This window comes from Brevundimonas sp. (assembly GCF_035626535.1).
GTDB lineage: Bacteria > Pseudomonadota > Alphaproteobacteria > Caulobacterales > Caulobacteraceae > Brevundimonas.
In genome coordinates this window covers 64800-91267 of sequence record NZ_DASPNO010000040.1, presented here as the reverse complement: position 1 = coordinate 91267, position 26468 = coordinate 64800, and the positions used below count along the sequence as shown (strand labels likewise).

Genomic DNA, 26468 nt, shown 5'->3' with positions numbered 1-26468 from the left:
GAACCGGTAGCCGAGACGGGCGAAACCGGCCCAGTCGTCGTCGACCTCCATCTCGATGCCATAGGAGGTGTCGGCCTCCGGCATGTGGTAGCCGACGTCAATCGCGCCGTACCATCCGTTCGGATCGGCCGCCGCAGCGCCGGCTGCGAACAGCCCCGCCATCGCGACGCCGGCTAATAGCTTCACCTTCATGATATCCCTCACACTCAAGGTTGCCCGAATGCCCACGCTTTACACGGGGCGCTCCGGAGCCGAACGGCAATGTACGGTTCCGGTTCCTTGATTTCGCTCGGAATGCGGCGACTGTGGCGCCGTTTCAACACATTCGGGCGGGGCTGTCTCAGGCCGGGACGCCTGCTAGGAGTCCCGACAAATCAACGGAGCAGACGCATGGCGATGAGGTTCGACGGCCGGGTGGCGATCGTGACGGGGGCCGGCGGCGGGCTGGGGCGCGAGCATGCGCTGGCCCTGGCCCGGCGCGGCGCCAGGGTCGTGGTCAACGATCTCGGCGGGGCCCGCGACGGATCCGGGAGCTCAACGACCGCCGCCGAATCCGTGGTGGCGGAGATCGAAGCCGCCGGCGGGGAGGCCATGGCCAACGCCGCTTCCGTCACGGACGCCGCCGCGGTGCAGGCGATGGTCGGCGCCGCCATGGCGAAGTGGGGCCGGGTCGACATCCTCGTCAACAACGCCGGCGTCCTGCGCGACAAGACCTTCGCCAAGATGGAGCTGGAGGATTTCCGCTTCGTCGTCGATGTCCACCTGATGGGCGCGGTCAACTGCACCAAGGCGGTCTGGGACATCATGCGCGAGGCGAACTACGGCCGCATCGTGATGACCACCTCGTCCTCCGGCCTCTACGGCAATTTCGGCCAGTCGAACTACGGCGCGGCCAAGATGGCCCTCGTCGGCCTGATGCAGACGCTCTCGATCGAGGGGGCGAAGAACGACATCCGGATCAACTGTCTCGCTCCGACGGCGCACACGCGCATGACGGAAGATCTGGGCGCGCGCCTGCCGCTGGACCTTCTGGGGCCGGACATGGTGACCCCGGGTCTGCTGTATCTGGTCAGCGAGGACGCGCCGAGCCGCTGCATCCTCGCCGCGGGCGCAGGCGGTTTCGAGCGCGCCTATGTGACGCTGACACAGGGCGCCTGGATCGCCGGCGAGGATGCCCCCGAACAGGTGGCGGCCCGCTTCGGCGAAATCTCGGACCGCACGGGCGAGATCGTGCCGGAAATGGGCGCGGCCCAGGGATTCACCGAGCTGACCAAGGCCCAGGCGGCCCGGAAGGGCTGACGCCTTGCGTTGACGTGGCGGCAGGCGGCTAACCTGCCTCCGAATATCTGGAGAACTCCCATGCGTGAAGCCGTCATCGTCTCGACCGCCCGAACCCCCATCGGGCGAGCCTATCGCGGGGCGTTCAACGACACCCAGGCCCAGCAGCTGGGCGGCCACGCCATCCGGCACGCCGTCGAGCGGTCGGGCGTCGATCCCGCCGAAATCGAGGACGTCGTCATGGGCGCCGCCCTGCAGCAGGGCTCGACCGGCACCAATATCGGCCGCCAGTCGGCGCTGGCGGCGGGCCTGCGGGTGACCACGGCGGGCATGAGCCTGGACCGGCAGTGCGCCTCCGGCCTGATGGCTATCGCCACGGCGGCGAAACAGGTGACCCATGACGGACAGGTGGTCGCCGTCGGCGGCGGACTGGAGTCGATCTCGCTGGTGCAGAACCAGAACATGAACCTGCACCGGCTGCGCGACCCCGCCCTGATCCAGCGCGTGCCGCACATCTATATGTCGATGCTGGAGACGGCGGAGGTGGTGGCCGCGCGCTATGGGATCGGCCGCGAGGCCCAGGACGAATATGCCCTGCGATCCCAGCAGCGCACCGCCGCCGCCCAGGCCGAGGGCCGGTTCGACGCCGAGATCGTGCCGATGACCACGACCATGCAGGTCGTCGACAAGGCCACCGGGCAGGCATCGGCGAAAGAGGTCACTCTTTCGAAGGACGAGGGCAATCGCGCCGACACCACCCTCGAAGGCCTGTCCTCCCTGAAGCCGGTGTTCGGTGGCGGCGAGAAGATCAGGGAAGGCCGGTCCATTACCGCCGGCAACGCCTCCCAGCTGTCGGACGGCGCCTCGGCCAGCGTGATCATGGAGGCGAAGGAGGCCGAACGCCGCGGACTCCAGCCGCTGGGCGCCTTCCGCGGCATGGCCGTGGCGGGCTGCGAGCCGGACGAAATGGGCATCGGCCCGGTCTTCGCCGTGCCCCGCCTGCTGGAGCGGCACGGCCTGACCGTCGACGACATCGGCATCTGGGAGCTGAACGAGGCTTTCGCGGTGCAGGTGATCTACTGCCGGGACCGGCTCGGCATTCCGGAGGACCGGCTCAACGTCTCCGGCGGGGCCATCCCGATCGGCCACCCGTACGGCATGTCGGGCGCGCGGATGACCGGCCACGTCCTGATCGAGGGCAGGCGGCGCGGCGCGAAATACGGCGTCGTCACCATGTGCGTCGGTGGAGGGATGGGGGCCGCGGGACTGATCGAGATCTATTGAGGCCGCGGCGGAGGCGGGCCGTCGCAGCCGCGCGCTTTCCACTCGGCTTCTTTGGCCGCCTGCCAGCGGGCGCGCAGCACGGCCGGCCGCGCGGGATAGCGATCCTCGAGAAATTCCGCATCGACGATCCGGTCGGTGCGGAAGGTGCGGAAGTCGCCGCGCATCTCGCACCAGCCGACCAGCAGCCGCGTGGTCTCGCGGTAGCCGATCAGGAAGGGCCAGATAGTACGCCGGGTCTCGCGCTCCTGCTCGTCGCGGTAGTGCAGGGTCAGCTTGCGCCCGGCGTGGATCGACGCCCGCAGGCGCGCCATGTCCAGCGCCTCGTCCTTGCGCGGCTCCCACACCGGCGGGCTGGCCACCGCCGGCTCCAGCACCACCGGACGCAGCCGCTCCGGCACGGTGGCGGCGATCTTGGCGACCAGATCGCGGGCCGCGCGGGCCAGGGCGGGATCGGCGCGCCCCGCCACCCATTGCGCGCCCAGCACCGCCGCCTCGATCTCGTCGGAGGTCAACATCAGCGGCGGCAGGTCGAAGCCGCCCTCCAGCACATAGCCCAGTCCCGCCTCGCCCCGGATCGGCACGCGCTGGCCCATCAGGGTGGCGATATCGCGGTAGATGGTGCGCTTCGAGGTCTCCAGTTCGGCGGCGATGGCGTCGGCCGTCAGCGGCTTCGACGACCGCCTCAGCACCTGGATGATCTGGAATAGCCGGTCTGCGCGTCTCATTCCGCCAGTCTTGTGTACGCCTGCTGACAGCATGGTGGCAGCAGGGTGGCAGTAGTCAATCCAATCGACGGCGAGGGGCCGTCCACTTGCCTGGAGATTGACGATGCTGACCCTGTTCCACGCCCCATGGTCCCGGTCGTCGCGGCTGGTCTGGCTGCTCGAGGAGATCGGGACCGGCTACGACATCTGCTACTGTGACATCGCCCGCATGGACGGCTCCGGCGCCCGTGATCCGCGCAATCCGCATCCGGACGGCAAGGTGCCGGCCCTGCTGCACGACGATGTGCTGGTGACGGAATCCCTCGCGGTGGCGCTCTACCTGACCGACCTGTTCCCCGAAGCGGGACTCGGCGCGCCGGCCGGCTCGCCGGAGCGCGGCGCCTTTCTCACCTGGCTGGCTTGGACCGCAGGCGAGATGGAGCCGGCCTTCTGGTCGAAGATCAGCGGCGCGACTGAAACCGATGCGAAGGCGCAGGCTCGCTACGATGCGGTCATCGCCCGCCTGTTCGACGCGCTGGATCGCGGGCCATATCTGATGGGACAGCGGTTCACCGCCGTGGACGTCATGGTCGGCAGCGCCCTGGCCTGGGGACGGGAGTTCGCCCCGGCGAGCGCGGCGCTGGACGACTATCTGGAGCGGGTGCTCGAACGCCCGGCCAACGCCATGGCCACGGCGAAGGACGGAACGCCCCCGGTGCTGGCCCAGGTCGCCTGAGCCCGGCGTGCCGTCAGGCCGCGTGGACGGCGGCGTCGGTGTCGCCGTCCGCGGGCCTCTCAACCGCCCGCAGCGTGGCCACGAAGTCGTTGCGCCACTGGCCCACGTCGGTGTCGCGCACCACCTGCATCAGACACTCCCACTTCCGCTTGCGCTCGGACAGCGGCATGGTCAGGGCCCGCTTGATGGCGTCCGACAGCTCCTCGCGGCTGAACGGATTGACCAGCAGGGCCTCGCCCATCTGCTCGGCCGCTCCGGCGAAGCGCGACAGCACCAGCACGCCCGGGTCTTCGGGATTCTGGGCCGCCACATACTCCTTGGCGACCAGGTTCATGCCGTCGCGAAGCGGCGTCACCAGCCCGACCCTGGCGGCGCGATAGATTCCGGCCAACTGGTCGCGGCGGTAGGTGCGGTTCAGATAGCGGACCGGCTGCCAGTCCATGTCGGCGTATTCACCGTTGACCCGCCCGGCCAGTGCGTCGAGACGGGCGCGGATATCCTGATAGGTGTCGACCTCGTCGCGGCTGATCGGGGTCACCTGCAGCAGGAAGACCTCGCCGCGCATGTCCGGATTGTCGGCGAGGAACTGCTCATAACCCAGCAGGCGCTCTTCCAGCCCCTTCGAATAGTCCAGCCGGTCCACGCCGACGATCATCGAGCGGAAGGCCGACGAGGCGGCCATACGGTCGTAGGTGCGCGCGCCGAAGGTCGAGTTGCGCGCGGCCAGGAAGGCTTCGACATCGATGCCGATCGGGAAGACCCCGGTCTGGACGGTCTTGCCAAAGGCCTCCAGCGCGTCGTTGGGCAGCAGCCGGCCGTGGACGTTCGGCTCCGAGGCGACGTAGTCCCGGAACAGGTCCAGCCACTCCCGGGTCTGGAAGCCGATGAGGTCGTAGTCGAACATCGACTCCACCAGCCGCCGGTGGTGCGGCAGGGTGACGAGCAACTGCCTCGCCGGCCATGGCGTGTGCAGGAAGAAGCCGATGCGGTTCTTCACCCCCAGCCTGCGCAGGTCGCGGGCCAGCGGGATCATGTGGTAGTCGTGGATCCAGATCAGGTCGTCGTTCTGGAGCAAGGGCGCCAGCACCTCGGCGAAGCGGGCGTTGGTGCGCTCATAGCCCTCGCCATAGGATCGTTCGTAGGCGGTCAGGTCGACGCGGTGGTGAAACAGCGGCCACAGCGTCCTGTTGGCGTAGCCGTTGTAATATTCCTCGACGTCCTGCGCCTCGAGGTCGACAAGCGCGACGGTCACGCCCGCCCGGTCCTCGATCTTGGCCTCCGGCTTGAAGGAGTCCACCGTTTCGCCCGACCAGCCGAACCACAGGCCGTCGTATTTCCGGAGCGCCGCGGACAGCGCCATCGCGAGTCCGCCCGCCGAACCGGCCGCCGGGTCCTTCGGCGCGGAAACACGATTGGAAACAACGATCAAACGGCTCATGGCGTTGAAACGCCTCCGGCCGGTCCGAGGTCCCGACGCATTCTTTTGAGCGAAATCATCTCGCGTCCGTCCACGAACGGCTCAGCAGGACGGCGCAGTTGATCATGCCGACCAGCGAATAGGTCTGTGGGTAGTTGCCCCATAGTTCGTTGTCCCCCAGCGATATGTCCTCCGACAGCAGGCCGGCGTGCGTCCGCCGGTTGAGCATCTCCGCGAAGATTTCCCGCGCCTCCTCGGTGCGGCCGTTCAGGTGCAGGGCCTCGATGAACCAGAAGGTGCAGAAGTTGAACGCCGTCTCGGGCTCCCCGAAATCGTCAGCCTCAATGTAGCGGAACAGATAGGGCCCCTTCTTCAGGTCCCGCTCGATGGCCTCGAAGGTCTTCACCTGCCGCGGGTCCAGCGGATCCAGGAATCCCAGATCGGTGAGCTGCAGCAGCGACGCGTCCAGTTCGCGGTTGCCAAAGCTGGCGGCGAACCGTCCTTCGTCCGGCACGAAGGCCTCGGTCTCAATCCGGTTACGGATGATCCGGGCCCGTTCCCGCCAGATCTCGCCCCTTTGGTGCAGGCCGAGATGATCCGCCGCCTTGGCGAGGCGGTCGCAGGCCGCCCAGCACATGACCGACGAATAGGTGTGCACCCGCGCGATGGTGCGAAACTCCCACAGGCCCGCGTCGACCTGGTCATGCATGGCGAAGGCGCGTTCGCCAACTTTTTCCAGCGCGTGGAAGTCCTCGATTGTGCCGGGCCGGAGCAGCCGCTGATCATAGAAGGTCTGCACCAGCGGCAGGACGATCTGGCCGTAGACGTCGTGCTGCAGATGCTCGTGCGCCTGGTTGCCGATACGCACGGGCTTCATGCCGCGATAACCCTCGACGGTCTCGACGATCCGCTCGCCGATGCCGGGCTCGAGCCCCACGCCATAGACCGGCTGGACGTGACCGCCGGCCGAGTTGTCGACCAGATTTCTCAGGTAGCCGAGATAGTTCTCGAGGATATCGACCGCGCCCAGCCGGTTCAGCGCCCGCACCACATAGTAGGCGTCGCGGATCCAGCAGTAGCGGTAGTCCCAGTTGCGGCCGCTCTCCGGGAACTCGGGCACCGAGGTCGTCAGCGCGGCTACGATCGCGCCGGTCTCCTCATAGGCGCACAGCTTCAGCGTGATGGCGGCGCGGATCACCGCCTCCTGCCAGTCCAGCGGCAGGTAGAGGGTGCGGACCCAGTCCTGCCAGTAGGCCACCGTCCGGTCGAGCGCGGCCGCGACCCCGGGGCCGACGTCCTGGTCGTACCCCTCGTCCGGACCGAGGAAGAAGGCGTGCGGGCGCTCCAGACGGAAGATCCGCTCGTTGAGGATGTGCGACACCGGGCAGTCGGTGGTCAGGCGGAAGGTCACGTCGGTGCACAGATAGCGGATGTGGTTGGAGCCGCTGGTCCGCTCGGCCGGCCGCGCGCCCCAGTCCGCCGAGGGACGCAGCCGGACCTTGATGCGCGGCGAACCTTCCAGCGGCCGTACGACCCGGGCGAAGGCCAGCGGACGATAGGTGCGGCTGTGTTTGGGGTGGCGGGGCGCGAAGTCGATGACCTCAATCGAAGCGCCGTTCTCCGCGGTCATCACCGTCCGAAGCACCGGCGTGTTGCGGATGTAGCCCTGGCTGACGTGCTTCAGCCCTTCCAGCTCGATGTCCCAGAAGCCGTGATCCGGATCGTAGCCGTCCATCAGGGCTGAAAAGACCGGATCGCCGTCTACTCTCGGCGCGCAGGCCCAGACATAGCGCCCGTTGCGGTCGATCAGGGCGCTGATTGAACAGTTGCCGATCGGGGCGAGGTCCAGGTTCGGGGTCATGCGCACTCCTCGACGGCGTTCAGCCACTTCAGAACGGCGCCCACGCCGGGCAGGCCGTAGCGGGCGGCGGTCTCGCGGGGCGGCCCGACCAGCACGCCGAAGCCTCCGAGGGCCTCCGCGGCGCGGAAGCCGTCCTCGTCCGTCAGATCGTCGCCCAGCATGACCGGAACGGCTCCGGCGAACGGAGGCTCCAGCATGAAGGCGTTCAGCGCGGTTCCCTTGCTGGTTCCGGGGGTCTTCAGCTCAACGACGAGATTGCCGGCCTGCAGCGTCAGCCCGGTCCGGTCGGACAGCGCCCGCGCCAGCGCCAAGGCGGCGTCCGCTTCCGCCGGGGCCCCGCGATAGTGCAGCCCGGCCGACACCGCCTTGTCCTCGACGATGACGCCTGGCCGGGTGCGCGCGAACGCCTCGAAGGCTGCGACGGCGTCCCGAACCGCCGGTGAGGCTTCGATCCTGTCCAACGAGCCATCGGCGCGGCGGCGTTCCAGCCCGTGCACGCCGGAGGCCGAGGCGGAGGCGGCCTCAGCGATGCGGTCGATTTCGGCGATGGTCCGGCCGCTGATGATGGCGACCCGCCCGTGAAGGCGGTCGGCCAAGGCTCGCAGCGCCGCCGTCCGCTCCGGGTGGGGCACGACCGCGTCCGGAGTTTCGGCCAGGGGGGCCAGCACGCCGTCCATGTCGAGGAACAGGGCCGGGCGGGGCAGGCGGGTCGGCGGCGGCGGCAGATGCGTGGCGGTCTCGAGCGGCGCAGGCGCGCCGTCGGCGATCAGGTGTGAAATCCGCATGGCCCCTTCTAACGCAGTCGTGCGGCGAAGGTTGACCCTTGGGCGGCAATTTCTCGCATTGCAGCAATCTCCGACGGCGGTTGTGGAGATTGTGAATCTCGGCCCGATGCGCCACATCGCGGGGATGAGCGACGCTGCAAGACCAGTCCTGTCCGCCGATCCTGCCGCGACGACGGCGCGTGCCCGCGAGGTCATCCGGCTGAACGTCGAGGCGCTGCAGGCGCTGGAGGCCGGTCTCGACGACAGCCTCGCCCGCGCCTGCGAGATCATCCTGTCCCGGCCCGGCTATCTCGTGGTCACCGGCATGGGCAAGTCTGGCCACATCGGTGGCAAGATCGCCGCCACCCTTGCGTCGACCGGGACGAATGCCTTCTTCGTGCACCCCGCCGAGATGAGCCACGGCGACCTCGGCATGCTGCGCAAGGATGTCACCCTGCTTGCCATCTCGAATTCGGGCGAGAGCCGCGAGCTACGCGATCCGCTGATCTACTGCCAGCGCGAGGGCATTCCGGTGATCGGCATTACGCAGCGCCCGAACAGCTTCCTCGGCCGCTCGTCCGCCGTCTGCCTGACACTGCCGCAGGTGGCCGAGGCCTGCCCCAACGGATTGGCGCCGACCACCTCGACGCTGATGACCCTGGCCATGGGCGACGCGCTGGCCATGGTGCTGATGGACCGCCGCGGTTTCACCGCCGAAGACTTTGGCCTTCATCATCCGGGCGGCAAGCTCGGCATGAGCCTGCAGAGCGTCCGGGACTGGATGGGCGACCGCCCGCCGGCGCCCGCCACAGTGCCGCTGTCGGCGACCTTCGCCGAAGTGGTCTCCGCGATAACCGAAGGCCGCAAGGGCGCCGTTGCGGTGCTCAACGGTGACGGAACCCTGGGCGGGATCGTCACCGACGGCGACGTGCGCCGCGCCTTCTCCCGCGGGGAACTCGCCGGCCTGACCGCCGCCGACGTCATGAGTCCGCGTCCCAAGGTCATCGGCCCCGACGCGCGCATGAGCGACGCCATTGACCTGATGACCCAGAACAAGATCGCCACCCTGCTGGTGGTGGAGGATGAGCGGCCCGTGGCCATCATCCACATCGCCGAACTTATGCAGGCCGGCTACGTCAGCTGAGACTCACCAGGCCATCCGCCCGTCGATGTTGCCCGGCGGCGCGTAGCGGCAGGCCAGCACCGAGCGATCGCCCCGCGTCTCGACCGCGCAGCCGACGTGGGTCGTGTCGCGCCAGACCAGCTGGGTATAGTGGCCGACGTCGCTCCAGTTCCCGGTCCGGCTGACATTCGGGAACACGCCGTGACGATAATTCGCCTTCTCCGCGATCCATTCGCCGACCATCTCCTCCGGCGTCCAGACGCGGCCGCCCCAGCCGGTCCACAGGTTCTCGCCGTGACCGTGACGGGTCGGGTCGTGGGTGAAGCGATTGGTGCCGATCAACTCCCGCGCCCAGCCTCGCGCCTCCGTTTCGAGGTTCTCCGCCCAGCGCAGCGGCGGGACGCCCGCGCGGTCGCGCTCGGCGTTGTGCGCGGCCAGCAGCCGGGCCTCGACGGAGTCGGAGGGGCGACTGTCGCGCGGGGCCTCGATCGGCAGGATGTCCCGCGCCGGAGGCGGCGGCCGCATGCGCCGGGCGGTGGCGAGGCGCAGGCGGCCGCTATCGATCCTGCAGCGGCGGCGCAGGCGGCGGAACGCAGCATCGGCATTGTCCGGCTCAGCGCAGGCTGGCCCCGTCGCCAAATGGCTGGTCGGCGAGGGCGCTTTCGACGTCGTCCCCCTCCAGCGTCCGCGTCTCCGCGGGCTTGCCGGCCTGGAATTCCTCCATCGCAGTCGCCTTGCGGGCCCGCATCTGGTCGGCCAGCAGGTCCATGTCGAGGCCGGCGGCGCGGGCCTGGCTGAACATGCCCTCGGAGCGCTTCTCCTCCTCCTCGACGTGGTGTTCGATCATCTCGGACAGCACCTTGACCTTGGCGTCGTAGAAATCCTCTTCCGGACCGCCGGCCTCAATCTCGTTGATGAGCAGCTTGGCGCTGTCGTGCTCGACGTAGGCTTCGTTGACGAGGTCGTCCTCGACCCTCCCGCGGCAGGCCGGATAGAAGATTTCCTCCTCGATCGCCGTGTGCACCTTCAGTTCGAGGCAGATCTGCTCCGCCAGCCGCTGCTTGGTCGCCTTGCCGTTGGTCTCCTCGAACTTCGCGAACAGCTCCTCCACCTTGCGGTGGTCGGCCTTCAGCATGGCGATCGCGTCCATCTCTTCGTAGCTCTGGGCCATGGGGTGCTTCTCCTGACGCGGGTTGTGCGTCTGGCGACGTAAGACGCTCGGCGGCGTCGCGTTCCCGACACAGGCCGACCTGAGAGTCGTTCTCTCCCGGGCCGTTGATCCACCGTGCCTGGCCGGCGTTCACCGGAGCACAGTCCCTGCGGAGTGCGACATGATCGATCACATCGGCCTCGACGTCTCGGATGTCGTCCGCTCCCGATCCTTCTACGCGGAGGCGCTCGCGCCGCTGGGCTACCGGATCGTGCAGCAAGTCCCGCCGGAGCCGGGCGAGCGTCCCACCGTCGTCATGTTCGGTGTCGGCGACGAGCCCGATTTCGTTATCGCGAAGGACAAGAGCCCAGGACCCGGCAACCACGTCGCCTTCCGCGCCCAGACCCGCGCCCAGGTGGGCGCCTTCCACGCCGCCGCCCTCGCGGCCGGCGGAAGGGACAATGGCCGGCCCGGCGTCCGCGAGCGCTATGGCCCGACCTACTACGCCGCCTTCGTGCTCGATCCGGACGGCTTCAACATCGAGGCTGTCTGCCACGTCCGGCCTGACCAACCCGTTCCACGGGAGCGAAAAAACTTGACGTTGACGTAAACGTAGGTTTTCTGACCCCAACGCTTCGAATCCGTCCTTATTGGAGACGCACCCATGGCCGACGCCTATATCTACGACGCGGTCCGCACGCCGCGCGGCAAGGGCAAGAAGGACGGTTCGCTCCACGAGATCACCGGGCTCAGCCTGGCCACCCAGGTGCTTGAGGCGCTGCGCGACCGCAACGACCTCGACACCTCGAAAGTCGACGACGTCATTCTCGGCTGCGTCACCCCGGTGGGCGAACTCGGCGCCGATATCGCCCGCACCGCCGTGTTGTCGGCCGGCTGGGCCCAGACCACCGCCGGCGTCCAGATCAACCGCTTCTGCGCTTCCGGTCTCGAGGCCGTGAACATGGCCGCCGCCAAGGTGAAGGCGGGCGAGGCGGACTTCGCCGTCGGCGGCGGCGTCGAGGTGATGAGCCGGGTGCCGATGGGTTCGGACGGCGGCGCCTGGCCGGTCGACCCGTCCTCCGCCTTCCCGACCTATTTCGTGCCGCAGGGTGTCTCGGCCGACATGATCGCCACCAAATGGGGCTTCAGCCGCGACGATGTCGACGCCTACTCCGTCGAAAGCCACAAGCGCTCAGCCCGCAGCTGGGAAGAGGGCCGCTTTTCGAAATCGGTGGTCCCGGTCAAGAACCAGCTCGGCCTCGTCCAGCTGGACCGCGACGAGACCATCCGCCCCGGCACTAACATGCAGACGCTCGGCGCCCTGAACCCGTCCTTCGCCATGATGGGCGAGATGGCCTTCGACAGCGTGATCAACCAGCGCTACCCCGAGGTCGAGCGGGTCAACCACGTCCACACGCCGGGCAACTCGTCGGGCATCGTCGACGGTTCTGCCGGCGTGCTGATCGGTTCGCTGGAAGCCGGCAAGGCGTTGGGCCTGAAGCCCCGCGCCCGCATCGTGGGCGCCGCTTCGATCGGCTCGGAGCCCTCGATCATGCTCACCGGCCCCGAGTTCGTGACCAACAAGCTGCTCGGCAAGCTGGGCATGACCACGGCCGACATCGATCTGTGGGAGCTCAACGAGGCCTTCGCCGCCGTCGTCCTGCGCTACATGCAGGCGCTCGACATCGACCATGACAGGATCAACGTCTGCGGCGGCGCCATCGCCATGGGCCACCCGCTCGGCGCCACCGGCGCCATGATCACCGGCGTCGTCCTCGACGAGCTCGAGCGCTCCGGCAAGTCCACCGCTCTCATCACCCTATGCATCGGCGGCGGCATGGGCACCGCCACCGTCATCGAACGCGTCTGATCGGAGCTGACTGAGATGGAAAACTTCAAGATCGACGTTGACGCCGACGGCATCGCCCTGATCACCTTCGACGTGCCGGGGCGGTCGATGAACACCCTGACCTCGGGCGTCATGGCGGAGATCCCGCAGGTCGTCGAACGGATCAGGACGGACGACGCCATCAAGGGCGCCGTCCTGACGTCGGGCAAGGCGAGCGGCTTCTGCGCTGGCGCCGACCTCGGCGACATGGCGGATGGCATGCTGGCCGGCGGCTCGCTGCAGGAGGCCTTCGACGCGGGCTGGCGGCTGAACGGCGCCCTGCGAGCTCTCGAGACCTGCGGCAAGCCGGTGGCCGCCGCGATCAATGGTCTCGCGCTCGGCGGTGGGCTCGAACTGACGCTGGCCTGCCATTACCGGGTCGCCGGCGACGACAACAAGATCCAGCTCGGCCTCCCCGAGATCAAGGTCGGCCTCTTCCCCGGCGGCGGCGGCACCCAGCGCCTGTCGCGTCTGATCGGCGTGCAGGCGGCCATGATGGCCATGAGCGAGGGCAAGTCCTTCCGCCCCAACGACGCCAAGGGCGCCGGCATAGTGCATGAAGTGGTGGCCAGGGGCTCGGAGGTCGAGGCGGCGAAGGCGTGGATCAAGGGCGGCGGCAAGGCCGTCCAGCCGTGGGACGACAAGTCCTTCAAGCTGCCCGGTGGCGGCCCCTACCACCCGGCCGGCATCCAGAATTTCCTCGTCGGCAACGCCATGCTGCGCAAGCAGTCGTACGGCAACTATCCGGCCGTGCTGAACCTGATGAAGGCGGTCTACGAGGGCGTGCAGGTGCCCATCGACGCCGCCCTGCGCATCGAAACCCGCTATTTCATCAAGACCCTGATGACGCCGCAGGCGCAGGGCATGATCCGCAGCCTGTTCCTCTCCAAGCAGGAGCTCGACAAGGGCGCTGTCCGCCCGGCGGGGGTGCCGAAGTCCGATCCGCGCAAGGTGACCGTGATTGGCGCCGGCATGATGGGCGCGGGCATCGCCTATGTGCAGGCCATGGCCGGCATCGAGACCATCCTGATCGACCGCGATCAGGAGAGCGCCGACAAGGGCAAGGCGCATGTCGAGGAACTGCTGAAAAAGCGCCTGTCGCGTGGTCAGCTGACGCAGGAGAAGTTCGACGCCCTGCTCGCCTCGGTCACCGCGACCACGGACTACGACCTGATCAAGGGTTCCGATCTGGTCATCGAGGCGGTGTTCGAGAACCGCGAGATCAAGGCCGACGTCACGAAGCGGGCGGAAGCCCGGCTGGAGCCCGGGGCCGTGTTCGGCTCCAACACCTCGACCCTGCCGATCACCAGCCTGGCGCAAGCGTCGGTCCGGCCCGAGGACTTCATCGGCATCCACTTCTTCTCGCCCGTCGACAAGATGATGCTGGTGGAGATCATCCTCGGCGAGAAAACCGGCGAGGCCGCGATCGCGAAGTCGCTCGACTATGTGATGAAGATCAGGAAGACCCCGATCGTCGTCAACGACGGCCGCGGCTTCTACACCTCCCGCTGCTTCGGCACCTATGTCGCCGAGGGCCTTGCCATGCTCGAGGAGGGCTACGCTCCCGCCCTGATCGACAACATCGGCCGCATGACCGGCATGCCGCGCGGTCCGCTGGAAATGCACGACGACGTGGCGCTGGACCTGTCGGTCAAGATCGCCAAACAGACGAAGGAAGACCTCGGCGACGCGTATGAGCCTCTGCCCGGCTGGAAGATCGTCCAGACCATGGTCGAGGACCTTGGCCGCTACGGCCGCAAGAACGGCAAGGGCTTCTATGACTACGAAACGAAGCCGAAAAAGCTGTGGTCCGGCCTGTCCGAACTGGCCCCGGTGAAGATCAGCGACTCGACGCCGGAGATGGTCGAGGACCAGAAGCGCCGCCTGCTCTACCGCCAGGCCGTCGAGGTCGCCCGCTGCTGGGAAGAGGGCGTCATCGACGACCCGCGCGAGGCCGACGTCGGCGCCATCCTGGCCTGGGGCTTCGCGCCCTGGACCGGCGGACCGATCACGATGATCGACCAGACGGGGCTCAAGGCCTTCGTCGAGCAGGCGGATCAATACGCCGCCCGCTATGGCGACCGCTTCTCGCCGCCGCAGCTGCTCCGCGACATGGCCGAGCAGGGCCGCACCTTCTACGGCGACTTCGCCGGCAAGCGGAAGGCGGCGGCCTAGAGGTTCACCACCTCGAAGCCGTCCTCCGCCTGCAGCCGCTCGGCCAGCGCCGCGCGGTGGCAGCCGGCGTGATCCGCCTCGAAGCAGAGCAGTGCGGTCTTCTTCTGTTTCGCCAGATCGCGCAGCTGCTCGAACGCCAGTTGCGACGGCGGCTCCTGCATGTGCTCGGTGAAGATTTCCCGCATCTCGCCGATGCGGCCCTTGCGCGCCGCGTCGCGCCCGGCCCTGGGCGTGCCCAGCGGGCGCAGGTGGACGTAGTCGATACCGGCCTCATGCAAGCTGTTCCCCAGGACCGTCTTGGAGAAGCCCGCCCGCCGCGACGCCGCCACGGCGCGGACGTCGGCGACGACCTCGACCCCCGCCGCCCTCAGCCGGTCGATCACCGCCGCCTGCGGCTCTCCTTCGTAGCCGATGGTGAACAGCTTCATCTTCGCTCCTAGGGCAGGGCCCCGCCCTCGATGGCCTCGTCGACGCAGGACTGCAGTTCGGCCTGGAAAGCCTCCGGATCCGCGGCCTTGCGTTCCGCCATGGAAAGCTCGAGCCGGGTCCGCTGTTCCCCGGTCCACGCCTCCGCCGTTCCGTCCTCGGGCAGCTTCGCTGTCCACCAGCTGCGGATGAACCAGCTGGGCCCTGCGACCCGGCCGGTCTCGCGCTCGGCCTCCACGATCATCGCGTTGATGTGGGCGAGGCACAACTCCGCCCGCGGCGGTGGCGATTCCGGGTTGGCGGCGAGCAGGGACAGCAACAGGGCGGTGACGATCATCAGCTTTCTCCTGATCCGGAGCTTGACGGAGCCGTCGTGGTAAGGCGAGTCCGAAGTCCGCCAGACTCAGGAACCGTCAGATGCGCCGCACCTTCCTCCTCGCTCTGCTCCTCGCCGGGGCGGCCACGACCGCGCAGGCGCAGGATCTGCTGATCCGCGGCGGCAGGATTTATACGGGCAATGAGGCGGCTCCGACGGCCGAGGTGGTGCTGGTGCGCGACGGCCGCATCGCCTGGGTCGGCGCTGAACGCGACCAGCCTGACGTCCCGGCGTCGGTGCCGACGGTCGATCTCGAAGGCGCGGCCCTGTTCCCCGGGTTCACCGACGGCCACGCCCACCTCGACGGGATCGGCTGGCGCGAGATGACGCTGAACCTCGAGGGCTCGGCCTCGATCGCCGACGCCATGGCGCGCCTGACCGCCTGGGCCGAGGCGCATCCCGAGGGCCCGATCGTCGGCCGCGGCTGGATCGAGACGCACTGGCCCGAGGCGCGCTTCCTGACGAGACAGGACCTCGACGCCGCCGCGCCCGGCCGCGTGGTGTTGCTGGGCCGCGCTGACGGCCATGCGGTGGTCGCCTCCAGCCCCGCCCTCGCCGCGGCCGGGATCACCGCCGACACCGCCGCGCCCGCCGGCGGCGAAATTCTCAAGGACGAGCGCGGCCAGCCCACGGGCCTGCTGGTCGACGCCGCCGAGCAACTTGTCTCCGGCCTGCTGCCTCAGGCCGACCCGGCCGCCCTGCGCGAGGCTTACCGCGCCGGCTTCCGCGTCGAGGCGCAGTACGGCTGGACCGGCCTCCACTTCATGAGCGCGCCGTGGCGCGACGTGCCGCTGATGGAGCAGATGGCGGAGGCGGGCGAGGCCCCGATCCGGGTCTACAACAGCATCACCCCGGACGGCGCGGCTGAACTGATCGCCGGCGGGCCGCGCAGCGTCGCCGACGGCCGGATCATCACCCGGGCGATCAAATACTACGCCGACGGCGCCCTCGGCTCGCGCGGCGCGGCCCTGTTCGAGCCCTACGCCGACCGGCCCGACACCACCGGCCTGATGCAGATCAGCGAGCAGGAGATCGTGCCGCTCTACCAGGCGGCGCTGAAGGGCGGCATCCAGGTCGCCACCCACGCCATCGGCGACCGGGGCAACGCTTCGGTGATGGAATGGTACCAGCAGGCGCTGGCCGGCGTCGCGCCCGAGGATCGGCCGAACGGCGCCGACGTGCGTTGGCGCATCGAGCACGCCCAGATCGTCCGTCCGCAGGACTACCACTGGTTCGTGGACCTGCCGATCATCGCCTCGATGCAGCCCAGCCACGCCATCGGCGATCTGCATTTCGCGCCGGCCCGGCTCGGCGACGCCCGGCTGGACGGGGCCTATGCGTGGCATAGCCTGGCCGACCTGGGCGTCATCGTCGTCGGCGGCTCGGACGCGCCGGTGGAGCGCGGCGCGCCGCTGATCGAATTCTACGCGGCCGTCGCCCGGCGCGACCTCCAGGGCTTCCAGGGCCCCGACTGGCGGCCGCACGAAGCGGTCGACCGGGAGACCGCCCTGAAGATGTTCACCCTCTGGCCGGCCTACGCCAGCTTCCGCGAGGACGAGCTGGGCACCATAGAGGTCGGCAAGCGCGCCGACTTCACCGCCTTCTCGGTCGATCTGATGACCGCGCCCGTCGCCGACATCCCCAAGGGCCACGCGGTGCTGACGGTGGTGGACGGCGTGGTGGTGCACCGGGCGCAATAGAAGACCCCGCCGGCTTTCGCCGACGGGGCCGTCCAGCCTGCGGTGGGCTGCCTCTGGGGGAGGTCTTGCGCAGGCGGACCTAGAACGTCTTCCGGACCCGGATCTGGAAGAAGGTCCGTGGGTCGACGTAGCGGTGCTCGACGAAGGCGATCGGCCGCGCCGGCGAACGGTCGGCATAGACCGTGCGCTCGACGTCGAAGTCGTTCCAGATATTGACCTGGGCCCGGATCGCCAGGGTCCCCGTCGGCTTGTACTCGGCCCAGGCCTCGAAATAGTCGTGGCCGCGCCAGCCCGACGTCTGGTCCGGATCGAAACCCTTCTGACCGAGGATCGGAATGTAGGCCATGCCGTACTGCAGCTTCCAGCTGGTGAGATCCTGCTCCCAGGAGAACACCGCCTGGCTGGCGCGCACGTTGGAGATCGGACGGATCTCGCCGGTGGTCGGATCGGTCACCTCGGTGTGGTTCCAGGTGTTTCGGAAGCGGAACATGCCGCCGGCGACGCCCAGCTTGTCCGTCGGGATGGCGACGGTCACGGCCAGCTGATCGAGCGTGCCGTCGCCGATGTTGCCGACCGCCGACAGGCCCATGTCCAGGGGGATCACGTCGAGGGCGTCGGTGATCTCGTCGTGGCGGAGCCCGACGCTGACGATGCCGTCGCCCCAGAAGCGGCGCTCGTAGATCAGTTCGCTGATCCAGCGCTGCTCGGGCTCGAGGTCGACGTTGCCGCCGAACACGTTCTCGTCGTCGAGGTCGGCCGAGGCGGCGAAGTCGCCGAAGTCGAGCTGACCGACCTCGCGCTCGAAGCGCAGGCGCAGCTGGTTGTTGGCCATCGGCGTCCAGGTGGCGAGGAAGCGGGGCTTGGCGAAGAAGAAGCTCTTCTCCTGCTCGGCGTCGCCCGACTGGCTGATGGTCGAGCTTTCCAGCCGCAGGCCACCCTCGACCGTCAGGTCGGGCCGCACCCGCCAGGTCCCCTTGCCGAAGAGTTCGCCGCGGGTCTCCTCGACCTTGACCGAGGCCGACGGCAGCGGCACGGCCACCCCGCCGATGGAGAAGGCCTGATCGACCTCCAGCATGTTGTAGGCGACCTCGCCGCCGGTCTCGAACGTCAGAGCCGCCGACTTCTCGAACCGCACCAGGCCTCGCAGGATGCTTTCCGACGAATCGCCCGCGCCGACGAACTGCTGTTCGGGGCTGTCGACGCCGCCCAGCTGGGTGCGCGAGGTCGAAACGGACTCGAAGCTGTTCCACTGGTGGATCAGCCGCGTCTCCATGTTCAGCCGGTCGCTGAGCGGGCGGGTGTAGACCGCGCCGAACTCGCCGCCGTCGCCGTCGTTGTCGAACAGGTTCTCGCGGCGCACGCCGGTGGCGGTCTGCAGGCTGACGTTATGGAAGTCGTTGACGCCGTAGCGGGCGGTCAGGTCGATCTTGCCGCCGAACATCGGAGCCGCGTAGTTGCCGCGCACCGACTGGCCGCCGCCCCATGAGTCGTTGAAGTAGTCTTCCTGGCGGATGACGTTGCCGTTGACGTCGGTGCGGACCACCGGGCCCACGCCGTTGGCGTCGCTGATCGAGACCCCGTCGCTCAGAGTGACGCCCCAGGTGCGTTCCCCTTCGCGGGCGGTGAACTGGTAGGAGCCGGCGAACGAATCGCGGCCGCCGTCGAACAGGAAGGCGGTGCCGGTGAGGATCGACTGACGGGTGTTCTCCGTCTTCAGGATCACGTTCACGACGACCGAATAGCCCTGCATGTCGATGCCGGGGGCGCCGCCGCGGATCAGCTCGATGCGCTCGACCTGGTTGGCCGGGGTCCGGGACAGCACGTTGGAGCCGGTGTCGTTCTTGGACGCCGGGCGAGCGTTGTTGATCAGGATATTGCCGACCGCGCCCTCGAAGCCGCGGCTGCCCGAGCCGTCGTTGATCGAGAAGCCCGGCACCCGGGCGACCATGTCGAGGGCGGTGTTGGGCCGCTGGTCGGCGAAGAAGTCGGGTGTGAACACCAGCACGCCCTGCTGGGCGGCGTCGGTCTGGGGCGCTTGGCTGGTCGGGCCGGTGGGAACCGGCGCCTGGGCGACCTGCGGATCCGGGCCATCCGAGGCGGTCTGGGCCGCGGCCACGCCTCCGGTGAACAGGATGGCGGTCGTGGCCAGCAGGATGGTCTTCGTCATTGCAGGATTCCCCTCGTCGTGTGACGAAGGTGTGGCGTCCTGACGCGGCTGGCTCCAGTTACAAGACCGCAAGGTGGATTAAAAAGTGGACATCATTACGAGATTGTCATGCTGGTGTTCTTAACAAGGCCGCGACTCTCAGGCTTCAATACTGAATACGGCAGGTAATCGTGAAATCAATGTTCGCCCTGTTTTTCGCTCTTGGCCTTCTGACGGCCGCGGCGCAGCCGGCCCGGGCCCAGACGCCGCAGGAGCCGGAGGCCACGACGATCGAGGAAGTGGTGGTGCTGGCCCGGCGCTCGGGCGCGCCGATGTGGACGGTGACCCGGGGCGACAGCACCCTGATCCTGGTCGGGGCCATCACTGGCATCCCGCGCGATCTGGAATGGCGGCCCGACGACCTCGAGGCGGCGGCGGCCCGCTCGCAGCTGATCCTGACGCCGCAGGAAGGCCGCGCCTCGCTCACCGACCTGCTGCGCGTCATCTGGCGCATCCGCACCATCTCGCGGATGCCTCGCGGCCAGACCACGGCGGACTATCTGACGCCGGAATGGCAGGCCCGGCTGGAGGCGGTGATGGCCGGGGAGCGCAATCAGGACTGGCGCGAACGGAGCCTGCTGATCCTCGGCTTCGACCTGATGCAGGACAAGGCCGGCTACACCGGCCGCCGCGGCGGCGAGGACGCCATGGATGTGATCCGGCGCGCGGCGCGCCGCGCCCGGGTCGATACGCGTCCGGTCGGCACGGTCCGCGGCGACGAACTGATCGCCAGCCTGATCGACGCCCCGCAGTCGGCTCACGTTCCCTGTATGGAAGCCGCCATCGCCGCCGCCGAGCGGGGGGCGGACGCCGCGCGCGAGCGGGCCGAGGACTGGCGCGCCCGGCGCGTTCCCGAGGTCGTCGCCTCGCCGATAGACCGGGCCCTGAACCAGTGCTGGCCGTGGGGCGACCCCGAGATCGCGCCGCAGCTGCACCAGCAGTGGGCGGCGGCGATCGAGACGGCGCTGATCTCCCCCGGGGTGACCATGGGCGTCGCCCCCATCCGGCTGCTGGCCGAGGAAGGCGGCGTGCTCGACAGCCTCAAGGCCCGCGGCTTCGAGGTGGTCGGACCGGAGTGGCGGACAGAGGCGCTCGCGCCCGCCGCGGCGGACAACGGAGCCTAGACCGCGGTCCCGCCGACTGTCAGCCCGCGGATCTTCAGGCTGGGCTGGCCGATGCCGACGGGCACGCCCTGCCCGGCCTTGCCGCAGACCCCGACGCCCGGGTCGAAGGCGAAGTCGTCGCCGACCATCTCGATCTTCGTCAGGGCCGTGGCCCCGTCGCCGATCAGGGTGGCGCCGCGCACCGGCGCGGTGATCCTGCCGTCCTCGATCAGATAGGCCTCGGTGCACTGGAAGACGAATTTGCCGTTGGTGATGTCGACCTGGCCGCCGCCGAAATTGGCCGCGTAGAGGCCGCGCTTCGTCGAGGCGATCATGTCGGCCTGCCTGTCCCTGCCCCCTTCCATGAAGGTGTTGGTCATGCGCGGCATCGGCATGTGGGCGAAGGACTGGCGCCGTCCGTTGCCGGTGGCCCGCGCGCCGAGCTGACGCGCCGACAGCCGGTCGTGCATCAGACCGACCATGATCCCGTCCTCGATCAGCACCGTGCGTGAGGTCGGCGTGCCTTCGTCGTCGATGCTCAGCGAGCCGCGGCGGCCGGCGATGGAGCCGTCGTCCACCACGGTGACGCCCGGCGCCGCGACGCGCTGGCCCATCTTGCCCGAGAACACCGACGAGCCCTTGCGATGGAAATCGCCCTCGAAGCCGTGGCCGATCGCCTCGTGCAGCAGAACGCCGGGCCAGCCGGCCCCGAGCACCACGTCCATCTCGCCGGCCGGGCAGTCGACCGCCTCCAGATTGACCAGCGCCTGACGCAGCGCCTCGTCGACCTGCCATCGCCAGCGATCAGGCGCGATCCAGGTCTCGAACCCGGCCCGGCCCCCGGCGCCCGATGAGGCGCTTTCGCGGCGGCCGTCCTTCTCCACCGTGACCGAGACGTTGAGGCGGACGAGCGGGCGGACGTCGTCGACCCGCCGTCCGTCGCCGCGCAGGATCTCGATGTGGCGGCGCTCCCCGACGAGGCTGGCGGAGACCTGCACCACGCGAGGATCGCGGGCGCGGGCCCAGGCGTCGATCTCGGACAGCAGGGCGATCTTGTCGGAAAAGGCGGGGGAGGCGAGCGGGTCGACCGGCTCGTAGAGCACCTGGTTGGTGGCCCGCGGCGCTTCGGCGGCGGCGACCCCCGCGCGGCCGGCCTTGGCCAGGGCGGCGCTGTCGGCGGCGCGGCGCATGGCGCGGCCGCTGATCTCGTTGGCGTGGGCGTAGCCGGCGGTCTCGCCCGCCACGACCCGAAGGCCGAAGCCCTCGGCGGCGTCATAGGCGGCGGACTTCAGCCGGCCGTCGTCGAAGACCAGCGATTCCGATTCGGCGCGTTCGAGGAACAGCTCTCCGTCGTCGGCCCCGGCCAGCGCGTCCTGCAGTATGGAGAGGGCCTCGTCCGGAGCGATGTCGGCGGATTCGAGGATGGCGGGCGGCTGGACGGGCAGGGTCATGCCGCTGAAATAGGAGGTGAGGCCGGCGAAGTCACCGGCCTCACCGCGACTGTTTAGCGCTGGCTGACGTCCCCGGAGCCCGAAATGTTCTGGCTCAGGCTGACCGGCCGGCGGGTCAGATCGACATCGCCCGACCCGGAGATGGTGATCCGGGCGGCGCCGGTCGGGCCGACGGCGGCCTCGCCTGATCCGGAGATGTCGATATCGGCGTCCCGCGTCTCGAGGCCCGAAAGGTCCGCCTCGCCCAAGCCCGAGATGTCGAGGTCGACCGTCTCGGTCCGGCCCGTCGCGACCACCTCGCCCGAACCGTTGATCGAGACGGCCAGGCTCGGCTGATCGTAGTCGCGGATGACCAGATCGCCCGAGCTGGACAGGTTGAAGCTGCGGACTGACGGCGCGGTGACCGTGATCCGGATCCGGTCGTTGTGGCGCCGACCGAACACGACCACCTCGACGTTGTCGTCGTCCTCGTCGAAGGTCAGTCGGCCGCCGCTCAGACGCAGGCGGTCGATCTGGTTCTGCGGACCGGAAACCTCGACCGAGGCCTCGTCGCCCTGGACGTAGGTCACGAAGGCGGCGACATCGATGTCCAGCCGGTCGCTGCCGTCCCAGGCGAGGGTGCGGGTGACGCGGGGACCCCGGTCGGCCCGTTCGAACCGGACGGTCTCTTCATGGCCGTCCCCATGGTCGCGGAAGGTCCAGGTCCAGCCGTGGCGGGCGAGATCGTTGCCGCCGAGGGCCCCGGCCCCGCCCAGGGCGGCGGCGCAGAGCACGAGGCTCGCGCCGGTGATGATCAGGAGGGTGCGGATCATTCGTATCTCTCCTCAGGCCTGGGCTTGGGGTTCGAGGGCCGGCTTGAGCAGCCGGTAGTGAAGGCGGGCGTACCAGACCGTGGCGTTGACCAGCAGGATGGTGACGACGGTGGTCAGGGCGCCGATCGCGGTCGCTCCGGCCATCATGCCGATGCCGGCCAGGACGGCGGCGAGCCCGCCTCCGGGGAAGCCGGCGAACGGCCCGGCCACCATCACCGCGCCACCGCCGATGAACAGGCCGATGGCGGCCATGAAGAAGCCGAACAGGGCGCCGATCACGCCCATCAGGATGGGCAGCAGGATCAGGATGTCGATCGCGCCCAGCCCCAGCACCGCGAAGACGGCGCCGGCGGCGGCGGACGGGTTCTTCTCCTGGTCCCAGCGGCGCGCGCCGGCCTCGGCCCGAAGCTCGCGGGCGAGGCGGTCGGGATCGCCGAGGGCGGCCGCGACTTCCGCCTCGGTGCGGCCGGCGGCGGCGCCGTCCTCGAAATGCATCTCGTAGTCGGACGCGATCTCGGCGGCGGCGGCGGTCGGCATGCCGACGAGGCCCCGCCTCAACCGGCCCATGAATTCGGCGCGGGTCATTGTTCAGCTCCCCTTTCGGCAGACTTGGCGGTTTTGGCGGCGGCGGCCGGCGCGGCCGGTTCGGCCTCGGCGTTCATGACGCCCTCGACGGCGGTGACGAAGGCGCGCCATTCGGCGGTCTGCGTCTCCAGCGCCCGGCGGCCGGCGTCGGTGAGGCGATAGTATTTCCGCGACGGGCCCGTGGACGATTCGACCAGATAGGTCTCGACCTGGCCGTCCGACTGCATCCGCCGCATCAGCGGGTAGATGGTGCCCTCGCCCATGTCGATCGCGTCAGACAGCGTCGAGGCGATCTCATAGGCATAGCTGTCGTGGCGGTTGAGAAGGGCCAGCACACACAACGTGAGCACTCCCTTCTTCAGCTGGATTTCAATGGTTTCAGGCACCTCGGCGTCTCCCTTGATGAGGAAGAGGTATCGCAAGGTATCTTGCGGCGCAAGGTAGCTGTTCAAACATGACAGCCATTTAATCCGGCGGCGGAGGTCGGGTGCGGCGTCCAATCGCTTGGCAAGCGCGGGGGAGGGCGATAAGGACCCGCCCAGGAAACGCTGCGGGCGGTCGCCCCGGCGTCTGCTTGCGATTCACTCGCAAGCGCTTGCGGCAGAACGGTTTATGAGGATGTCTCGCATGGGGATGGGCACGCGGGCCCGGGGTCTGATCGGCAGCGGCATGGCCGCGCTGGCCCTGGCTCTTTTCGCCGCCGGGTGCAATGAGGGCCCCGAACTGGTCGGTCAGCCGACCGACGGCGCCGTCGGCCTGCAGCCGGCCGCCGCGCCGCTGAAGGAACAGGCCCACCTGTTCCACGACGCCATCCTGATGCCGATCATCACCTTCATCTGTCTGCTGGTGCTGGGCCTGATCATCTGGATCGTGGTCCGCTACAACAAGAAGTCCAATCCGGTCCCGGCCAAGTGGAGCCACAACACCCTGGTCGAGGTGATCTGGACGGTCGTGCCGGTCCTGATCCTGGTGTTCATCTCGCTGTTCTCGTTCCGCCTGCTGTTCGCCTATCACGACATGCCGGAGCCGGACCTGACCGTTAAGGTCACCGGCAACCAGTGGAACTGGGCCTACGAATATCCGGACCAGGGCATCGCCGAATACATCTCCAACATGCTGCCGGAAGAAGAGATCGCCCGGCGCGGCATGGATCACAGCCTCTACCGCCTGGCTGCCGACGAGCCGATGGTCGTGCCGGTCGGCGCCAATGTCCGCCTTCTGGTCACCGCCGCCGACGTCATCCACGCCGTCGCCCTGCCGGCCTTCGGCCTGAAGACCGACGCCGTTCCGGGCCGGGTCAACGAAACCTGGTTCCGCGCCACGCGGCCGGGCATCTACTACGGCCAGTGCTCCGAACTGTGCGGCGTCGACCACGCCTTCATGCCGATCCAGATCAACGTCGTGTCGCGCGCCGAGTTCGCGGCCTGGGTCGCTTCGAAGGGCGGCTCGATGACGCCGCGCACGGCCGCCGAGGCCCCGGGCGGCACCGCGGCCCAGATCGAGGCCGGCACCACCGGCGCCGTCGCCTCGCGCAACGTGTCCTCGGAGGCGATGCAGCCCGCCGCCGGCGCTCCCGCCGGACAACCCCCCGCCGACGCCGGCGCTGTCGACCGCTCGCCCTCGGCCCGCTCGGCTCCGGCCGTCCCCGACACCGCCGCCGCTCCGGCCGCCCAGTAACGATACGCGAGAGCCCCAAAGACCATGGCCACCGCAGCCGCGAACCTCGCCCACGACCACGACGGGCGCCACGACCACAAGCCGGGCTTCTTCACCCGCTGGTTCCTGTCGACCAACCACAAGGATATCGGCACCCTCTATCTGATCTTCGCCATCATGGCCGGGATCGTGGGCGGCGCCCTGTCCGGCCTGATCCGCTGGGAGCTGGCCACGCCGGGCATGGACGTGTTCGTCGCCGGCGGGCTGATCGAACAGCTGGGTCTGATCGAGGCGTCCAAGCACGGCTATAACGTCACCGTTACGGCCCACGCCCTGATCATGATCTTCTTCATGGTCATGCCGGCGATGATCGGCGGCTTCGGCAACTGGTTCGTGCCGATCATGATCGGCGCGCCGGACATGGCCTTCCCGCGCATGAACAATGTGTCGTTCTGGCTGCTGGTCGCCGCGTGGATTCTGCTCTGCCTGTCGATGGTCGTCGACGGCGGCCCCGGCAAGGGCTTCGGCGGCGGCTGGACCATCTATCCGCCGCTCTCGACGATGGGCCACACCGGGCCGGCGATGGACCTGGCGATCTTCTCGCTGCACGTCGCGGGCGCCTCGTCGATCCTGGGCGCCATCAACTTCATCACCACCATCTTCAACATGCGCGCGCCGGGCATGACCCTGCACCGGATGCCGCTGTTCGCCTGGTCGGTGCTGGTCACCGCCTTCCTGCTGCTGCTGTCGCTGCCGGTTCTGGCCGGCGCCATCACCATGCTGCTGACGGACCGCAATTTCGGCACCAGCTTCTTCGACCCGGCCGGCGGCGGCGACCCGGTGATGTTCCAGCACCTGTTCTGGTTCTTCGGTCACCCCGAGGTCTACATCCTGATCCTGCCCGGCTTCGGCATGGTCAGCCACATCGTTTCGACCTTCTCGAAGAAGCCGATCTTCGGCTACCTCGCCATGGCCTACGCCATGGTCGCCATCGGCTTCGTCGGCTTCATCGTGTGGGCCCACCACATGTTCACGGTCGGCATGAGCGTGAACCTGCGCGCCTATTTCGTCGCGGCGACCATGATCATCGCGGTGCCGACGGGGGTGAAGATCTTCAGCTGGATCGCCACCATGTGGGGCGGCTCGATCAGCTTCAAGACGCCCATGCTGTGGGCGATCGGCTTCATCTTCCTGTTCACGGTCGGCGGCGTCACCGGCGTGGTGCTGGCCAACGCCGGCATCGATTACACCCTCCACGACACCTACTATGTGGTGGCGCACTTCCACTATGTGCTGTCGCTGGGCGCCGTCTTCGCCATCTTCGCGGGCTTCTACTACTGGTTCGAGAAGATGTTCGGGGTGAAGTACAACGAGTTCCTCGGCGCCGCCCACTTCTGGATCATGTTCGTGGGCGTGAACCTGGTGTTCTTCCCGCAGCATTTCCTCGGCCTGCAGGGCATGCCTCGGCGCTACGTCGACTACGCTGACGGCTACACCCTGTGGAACCAGGTCTCCTCGATCGGCTACGTGATCACGGCGATCGGCGTGCTCGTCTTCCTGGTGATGCTGGTCGAATCCGCCGTCCGCCGCCGCAAGGGCGTCGACAATCCGTGGGGCGAAGGCGCCACGACCCTGGAGTGGACCCTGTCCTCGCCGCCCCCCCACCACCAGTTCAACGAGCTGCCGGTGGTCAAGAGCGACGAGCACTAGGACGACCGGCCCCGGCCGGAACGACAAACGGGGGCCGCTCTTTCGGACGAAGGGGCGGCTTTC

The 26468-nt window shown here is 68.6% G+C and carries 24 protein-coding genes and 1 pseudogene; 11 read left to right on the top strand and 14 right to left on the bottom strand.

The window, feature by feature from the left end; translation table 11 throughout:
• Positions 1–192 (bottom strand): annotated as a pseudogene (locus VEC04_RS06080) (cell envelope biogenesis protein OmpA); the annotation flags it as partial.
• A 198-nt stretch (positions 193–390) separates the two neighbouring features.
• Here VEC04_RS06080 and VEC04_RS06075 point away from each other — a divergent pair.
• Positions 391–1299: an SDR family NAD(P)-dependent oxidoreductase gene (locus VEC04_RS06075; RefSeq protein WP_324774852.1), complete on the top strand. Its 909-nt coding sequence runs from the start codon at positions 391–393 to the stop codon at positions 1297–1299.
• A 60-nt stretch (positions 1300–1359) separates the two neighbouring features.
• Entirely contained in the window at positions 1360–2562 is a 1203-nt protein-coding gene (locus tag VEC04_RS06070; protein ID WP_324774850.1) for an acetyl-CoA C-acyltransferase, read from the top strand.
• Here the strand turns inward: VEC04_RS06070 and VEC04_RS06065 are convergent.
• Positions 2556–3287, bottom strand: a complete 732-nt coding sequence (locus tag VEC04_RS06065; RefSeq protein ID WP_324774848.1) for a YafY family protein — start codon at positions 3285–3287, stop codon at positions 2556–2558. The genes VEC04_RS06070 and VEC04_RS06065 overlap by 7 nt on opposite strands.
• A gap of 103 nt (positions 3288–3390) precedes the next feature.
• Between VEC04_RS06065 and VEC04_RS06060 the strand changes: the two genes are divergently transcribed.
• Complete coding sequence (locus VEC04_RS06060) at positions 3391–4002, top strand: glutathione S-transferase family protein (RefSeq protein WP_324774846.1); 612 nt, start codon at positions 3391–3393, stop codon at positions 4000–4002.
• Between the two features lie 13 nt (positions 4003–4015).
• On the opposite strand, the gene VEC04_RS06055 is transcribed toward VEC04_RS06060, so the two are convergent.
• The 3 genes from VEC04_RS06055 to otsB are packed head-to-tail and all read right to left on the bottom strand — an operon-like array spanning position 4016 to position 8065.
• Positions 4016–5440, bottom strand: a complete 1425-nt coding sequence (locus VEC04_RS06055; RefSeq protein WP_324774844.1) for an alpha,alpha-trehalose-phosphate synthase (UDP-forming) — start codon at positions 5438–5440, stop codon at positions 4016–4018.
• Between the two features lie 55 nt (positions 5441–5495).
• On the bottom strand, positions 5496–7280 hold the full coding sequence (locus VEC04_RS06050) for a glycoside hydrolase family 15 protein (RefSeq protein ID WP_324774842.1): 1785 nt from the start codon (positions 7278–7280) through the stop codon (positions 5496–5498).
• Positions 7277–8065: a trehalose-phosphatase gene (gene otsB, locus VEC04_RS06045; RefSeq protein WP_324774840.1), complete on the bottom strand. Its 789-nt coding sequence runs from the start codon at positions 8063–8065 to the stop codon at positions 7277–7279. Before otsB ends, VEC04_RS06050 begins: the two co-directional genes overlap by 4 nt.
• A gap of 106 nt (positions 8066–8171) precedes the next feature.
• On the opposite strand from otsB, the gene VEC04_RS06040 reads away from it, so the two are divergent.
• On the top strand, positions 8172–9188 hold the full coding sequence (locus tag VEC04_RS06040; protein ID WP_324774838.1) for a KpsF/GutQ family sugar-phosphate isomerase: 1017 nt from the start codon (positions 8172–8174) through the stop codon (positions 9186–9188).
• A 3-nt stretch (positions 9189–9191) separates the two neighbouring features.
• Here VEC04_RS06040 and VEC04_RS06035 read toward each other — a convergent pair whose 3' ends face one another.
• The gene (locus VEC04_RS06035) at positions 9192–9692 is read right to left on the bottom strand and encodes a CAP domain-containing protein (protein WP_324774836.1); all 501 of its coding nucleotides are present in this window, start codon (positions 9690–9692) and stop codon (positions 9192–9194) included.
• Between the two features lie 88 nt (positions 9693–9780).
• Positions 9781–10338, bottom strand: coding sequence for a hemerythrin domain-containing protein (locus tag VEC04_RS06030; protein WP_324774834.1), 558 nt, complete (start codon positions 10336–10338; stop codon positions 9781–9783).
• 160 nt (positions 10339–10498) lie between these two features.
• Between VEC04_RS06030 and VEC04_RS06025 the strand changes: the two genes are divergently transcribed.
• From VEC04_RS06025 to VEC04_RS06015, 3 genes are read left to right on the top strand one after another with little or no spacing between them, the layout of a single operon-like run.
• Positions 10499–10927 carry a VOC family protein gene (locus VEC04_RS06025; protein ID WP_324774832.1) on the top strand — a complete coding sequence of 143 codons (429 nt, stop codon included), beginning with the start codon at positions 10499–10501 and terminating at the stop codon, positions 10925–10927.
• 54 nt (positions 10928–10981) lie between these two features.
• Positions 10982–12187 (top strand): acetyl-CoA C-acetyltransferase, encoded by a 1206-nt coding sequence (locus VEC04_RS06020; protein ID WP_324774830.1) that lies wholly within the window; start codon positions 10982–10984, stop codon positions 12185–12187.
• 15 nt (positions 12188–12202) lie between these two features.
• Positions 12203–14380 carry a 3-hydroxyacyl-CoA dehydrogenase NAD-binding domain-containing protein gene (locus tag VEC04_RS06015; protein WP_324774828.1) on the top strand — a complete coding sequence of 726 codons (2178 nt, stop codon included), beginning with the start codon at positions 12203–12205 and terminating at the stop codon, positions 14378–14380.
• On the opposite strand, the gene VEC04_RS06010 is transcribed toward VEC04_RS06015, so the two are convergent.
• Positions 14377–14808 (bottom strand): DUF488 domain-containing protein, encoded by a 432-nt coding sequence (locus VEC04_RS06010; protein ID WP_324774827.1) that lies wholly within the window; start codon positions 14806–14808, stop codon positions 14377–14379. The genes VEC04_RS06015 and VEC04_RS06010 overlap by 4 nt on opposite strands.
• Before the next feature lie 8 nt (positions 14809–14816).
• Positions 14817–15143 (bottom strand): hypothetical protein, encoded by a 327-nt coding sequence (locus tag VEC04_RS06005; protein ID WP_324774825.1) that lies wholly within the window; start codon positions 15141–15143, stop codon positions 14817–14819.
• An 80-nt stretch (positions 15144–15223) separates the two neighbouring features.
• Between VEC04_RS06005 and VEC04_RS06000 the strand changes: the two genes are divergently transcribed.
• Entirely contained in the window at positions 15224–16882 is a 1659-nt protein-coding gene (locus VEC04_RS06000; protein ID WP_324774823.1) for an amidohydrolase, read from the top strand.
• 79 nt (positions 16883–16961) lie between these two features.
• Here VEC04_RS06000 and VEC04_RS05995 read toward each other — a convergent pair whose 3' ends face one another.
• Positions 16962–19049 carry a TonB-dependent receptor plug domain-containing protein gene (locus tag VEC04_RS05995; RefSeq protein WP_324774821.1) on the bottom strand — a complete coding sequence of 696 codons (2088 nt, stop codon included), beginning with the start codon at positions 19047–19049 and terminating at the stop codon, positions 16962–16964.
• Between the two features lie 179 nt (positions 19050–19228).
• On the opposite strand from VEC04_RS05995, the gene VEC04_RS05990 reads away from it, so the two are divergent.
• Positions 19229–20212 carry a TraB/GumN family protein gene (locus tag VEC04_RS05990; protein WP_324774819.1) on the top strand — a complete coding sequence of 328 codons (984 nt, stop codon included), beginning with the start codon at positions 19229–19231 and terminating at the stop codon, positions 20210–20212.
• Here the strand turns inward: VEC04_RS05990 and tldD are convergent.
• The 4 genes from tldD to VEC04_RS05970 are packed head-to-tail and all read right to left on the bottom strand — an operon-like array spanning position 20209 to position 23425.
• Positions 20209–21642, bottom strand: coding sequence for a metalloprotease TldD (gene tldD, locus VEC04_RS05985; RefSeq protein ID WP_324774817.1), 1434 nt, complete (start codon positions 21640–21642; stop codon positions 20209–20211). The genes VEC04_RS05990 and tldD overlap by 4 nt on opposite strands.
• 53 nt (positions 21643–21695) lie before the next feature.
• Positions 21696–22454 carry a GIN domain-containing protein gene (locus VEC04_RS05980; RefSeq protein WP_324774815.1) on the bottom strand — a complete coding sequence of 253 codons (759 nt, stop codon included), beginning with the start codon at positions 22452–22454 and terminating at the stop codon, positions 21696–21698.
• A 12-nt stretch (positions 22455–22466) separates the two neighbouring features.
• The gene (locus VEC04_RS05975) at positions 22467–23039 is read right to left on the bottom strand and encodes a DUF1700 domain-containing protein (RefSeq protein ID WP_324774813.1); all 573 of its coding nucleotides are present in this window, start codon (positions 23037–23039) and stop codon (positions 22467–22469) included.
• Complete coding sequence (locus tag VEC04_RS05970; RefSeq protein ID WP_324774811.1) at positions 23036–23425, bottom strand: PadR family transcriptional regulator; 390 nt, start codon at positions 23423–23425, stop codon at positions 23036–23038. The genes VEC04_RS05975 and VEC04_RS05970 overlap by 4 nt, the downstream gene beginning before the upstream one ends.
• Before the next feature lie 241 nt (positions 23426–23666).
• Here VEC04_RS05970 and coxB point away from each other — a divergent pair, with 241 nt between their 5' ends.
• Together coxB and ctaD are read left to right on the top strand one after the other, a co-directional pair.
• Positions 23667–24716: a cytochrome c oxidase subunit II gene (gene coxB, locus VEC04_RS05965; RefSeq protein ID WP_414642653.1), complete on the top strand. Its 1050-nt coding sequence runs from the start codon at positions 23667–23669 to the stop codon at positions 24714–24716.
• 24 nt (positions 24717–24740) lie between these two features.
• Positions 24741–26405 carry a cytochrome c oxidase subunit I gene (gene ctaD, locus VEC04_RS05960; protein WP_324774808.1) on the top strand — a complete coding sequence of 555 codons (1665 nt, stop codon included), beginning with the start codon at positions 24741–24743 and terminating at the stop codon, positions 26403–26405.
• Positions 26406–26468: the final 63 nt, after the last annotated feature.

What these genes read in the sequence shown, in the direction of transcription:
- VEC04_RS05980 (WP_324774815.1), bottom strand. Translation starts at nt 22,454, where the DNA reads ATGATCCGCACCCTCCTGATCATCACCGGCGCGAGCCTCGTGCTCTGC.
- tldD (WP_324774817.1), bottom strand. Translation starts at nt 21,642, where the DNA reads ATGACCCTGCCCGTCCAGCCGCCCGCCATCCTCGAATCCGCCGACATC.
- VEC04_RS06075 (WP_324774852.1), top strand. Translation starts at nt 391, where the DNA reads ATGGCGATGAGGTTCGACGGCCGGGTGGCGATCGTGACGGGGGCCGGC.
- VEC04_RS05975 (WP_324774813.1), bottom strand. Translation starts at nt 23,039, where the DNA reads ATGACCCGCGCCGAATTCATGGGCCGGTTGAGGCGGGGCCTCGTCGGC.
- VEC04_RS06000 (WP_324774823.1), top strand. Translation starts at nt 15,224, where the DNA reads ATGCGCCGCACCTTCCTCCTCGCTCTGCTCCTCGCCGGGGCGGCCACG.
- ctaD (WP_324774808.1), top strand. Translation starts at nt 24,741, where the DNA reads ATGGCCACCGCAGCCGCGAACCTCGCCCACGACCACGACGGGCGCCAC.
- VEC04_RS06050 (WP_324774842.1), bottom strand. Translation starts at nt 7,280, where the DNA reads ATGACCCCGAACCTGGACCTCGCCCCGATCGGCAACTGTTCAATCAGC.
- otsB (WP_324774840.1), bottom strand. Translation starts at nt 8,065, where the DNA reads ATGCGGATTTCACACCTGATCGCCGACGGCGCGCCTGCGCCGCTCGAG.
- VEC04_RS06010 (WP_324774827.1), bottom strand. Translation starts at nt 14,808, where the DNA reads ATGAAGCTGTTCACCATCGGCTACGAAGGAGAGCCGCAGGCGGCGGTG.
- VEC04_RS06055 (WP_324774844.1), bottom strand. Translation starts at nt 5,440, where the DNA reads ATGAGCCGTTTGATCGTTGTTTCCAATCGTGTTTCCGCGCCGAAGGAC.
- VEC04_RS05990 (WP_324774819.1), top strand. Translation starts at nt 19,229, where the DNA reads ATGTTCGCCCTGTTTTTCGCTCTTGGCCTTCTGACGGCCGCGGCGCAG.
- VEC04_RS05995 (WP_324774821.1), bottom strand. Translation starts at nt 19,049, where the DNA reads ATGACGAAGACCATCCTGCTGGCCACGACCGCCATCCTGTTCACCGGA.
- VEC04_RS06015 (WP_324774828.1), top strand. Translation starts at nt 12,203, where the DNA reads ATGGAAAACTTCAAGATCGACGTTGACGCCGACGGCATCGCCCTGATC.
- VEC04_RS06020 (WP_324774830.1), top strand. Translation starts at nt 10,982, where the DNA reads ATGGCCGACGCCTATATCTACGACGCGGTCCGCACGCCGCGCGGCAAG.
- VEC04_RS06060 (WP_324774846.1), top strand. Translation starts at nt 3,391, where the DNA reads ATGCTGACCCTGTTCCACGCCCCATGGTCCCGGTCGTCGCGGCTGGTC.
- coxB (WP_414642653.1), top strand. Translation starts at nt 23,667, where the DNA reads ATGGGGATGGGCACGCGGGCCCGGGGTCTGATCGGCAGCGGCATGGCC.
- VEC04_RS06005 (WP_324774825.1), bottom strand. Translation starts at nt 15,143, where the DNA reads ATGATCGTCACCGCCCTGTTGCTGTCCCTGCTCGCCGCCAACCCGGAA.
- VEC04_RS06065 (WP_324774848.1), bottom strand. Translation starts at nt 3,287, where the DNA reads ATGAGACGCGCAGACCGGCTATTCCAGATCATCCAGGTGCTGAGGCGG.
- VEC04_RS06025 (WP_324774832.1), top strand. Translation starts at nt 10,499, where the DNA reads ATGATCGATCACATCGGCCTCGACGTCTCGGATGTCGTCCGCTCCCGA.
- VEC04_RS06035 (WP_324774836.1), bottom strand. Translation starts at nt 9,692, where the DNA reads ATGCGGCCGCCGCCTCCGGCGCGGGACATCCTGCCGATCGAGGCCCCG.
- VEC04_RS06070 (WP_324774850.1), top strand. Translation starts at nt 1,360, where the DNA reads ATGCGTGAAGCCGTCATCGTCTCGACCGCCCGAACCCCCATCGGGCGA.
- VEC04_RS06030 (WP_324774834.1), bottom strand. Translation starts at nt 10,338, where the DNA reads ATGGCCCAGAGCTACGAAGAGATGGACGCGATCGCCATGCTGAAGGCC.
- VEC04_RS06040 (WP_324774838.1), top strand. Translation starts at nt 8,172, where the DNA reads ATGCGCCACATCGCGGGGATGAGCGACGCTGCAAGACCAGTCCTGTCC.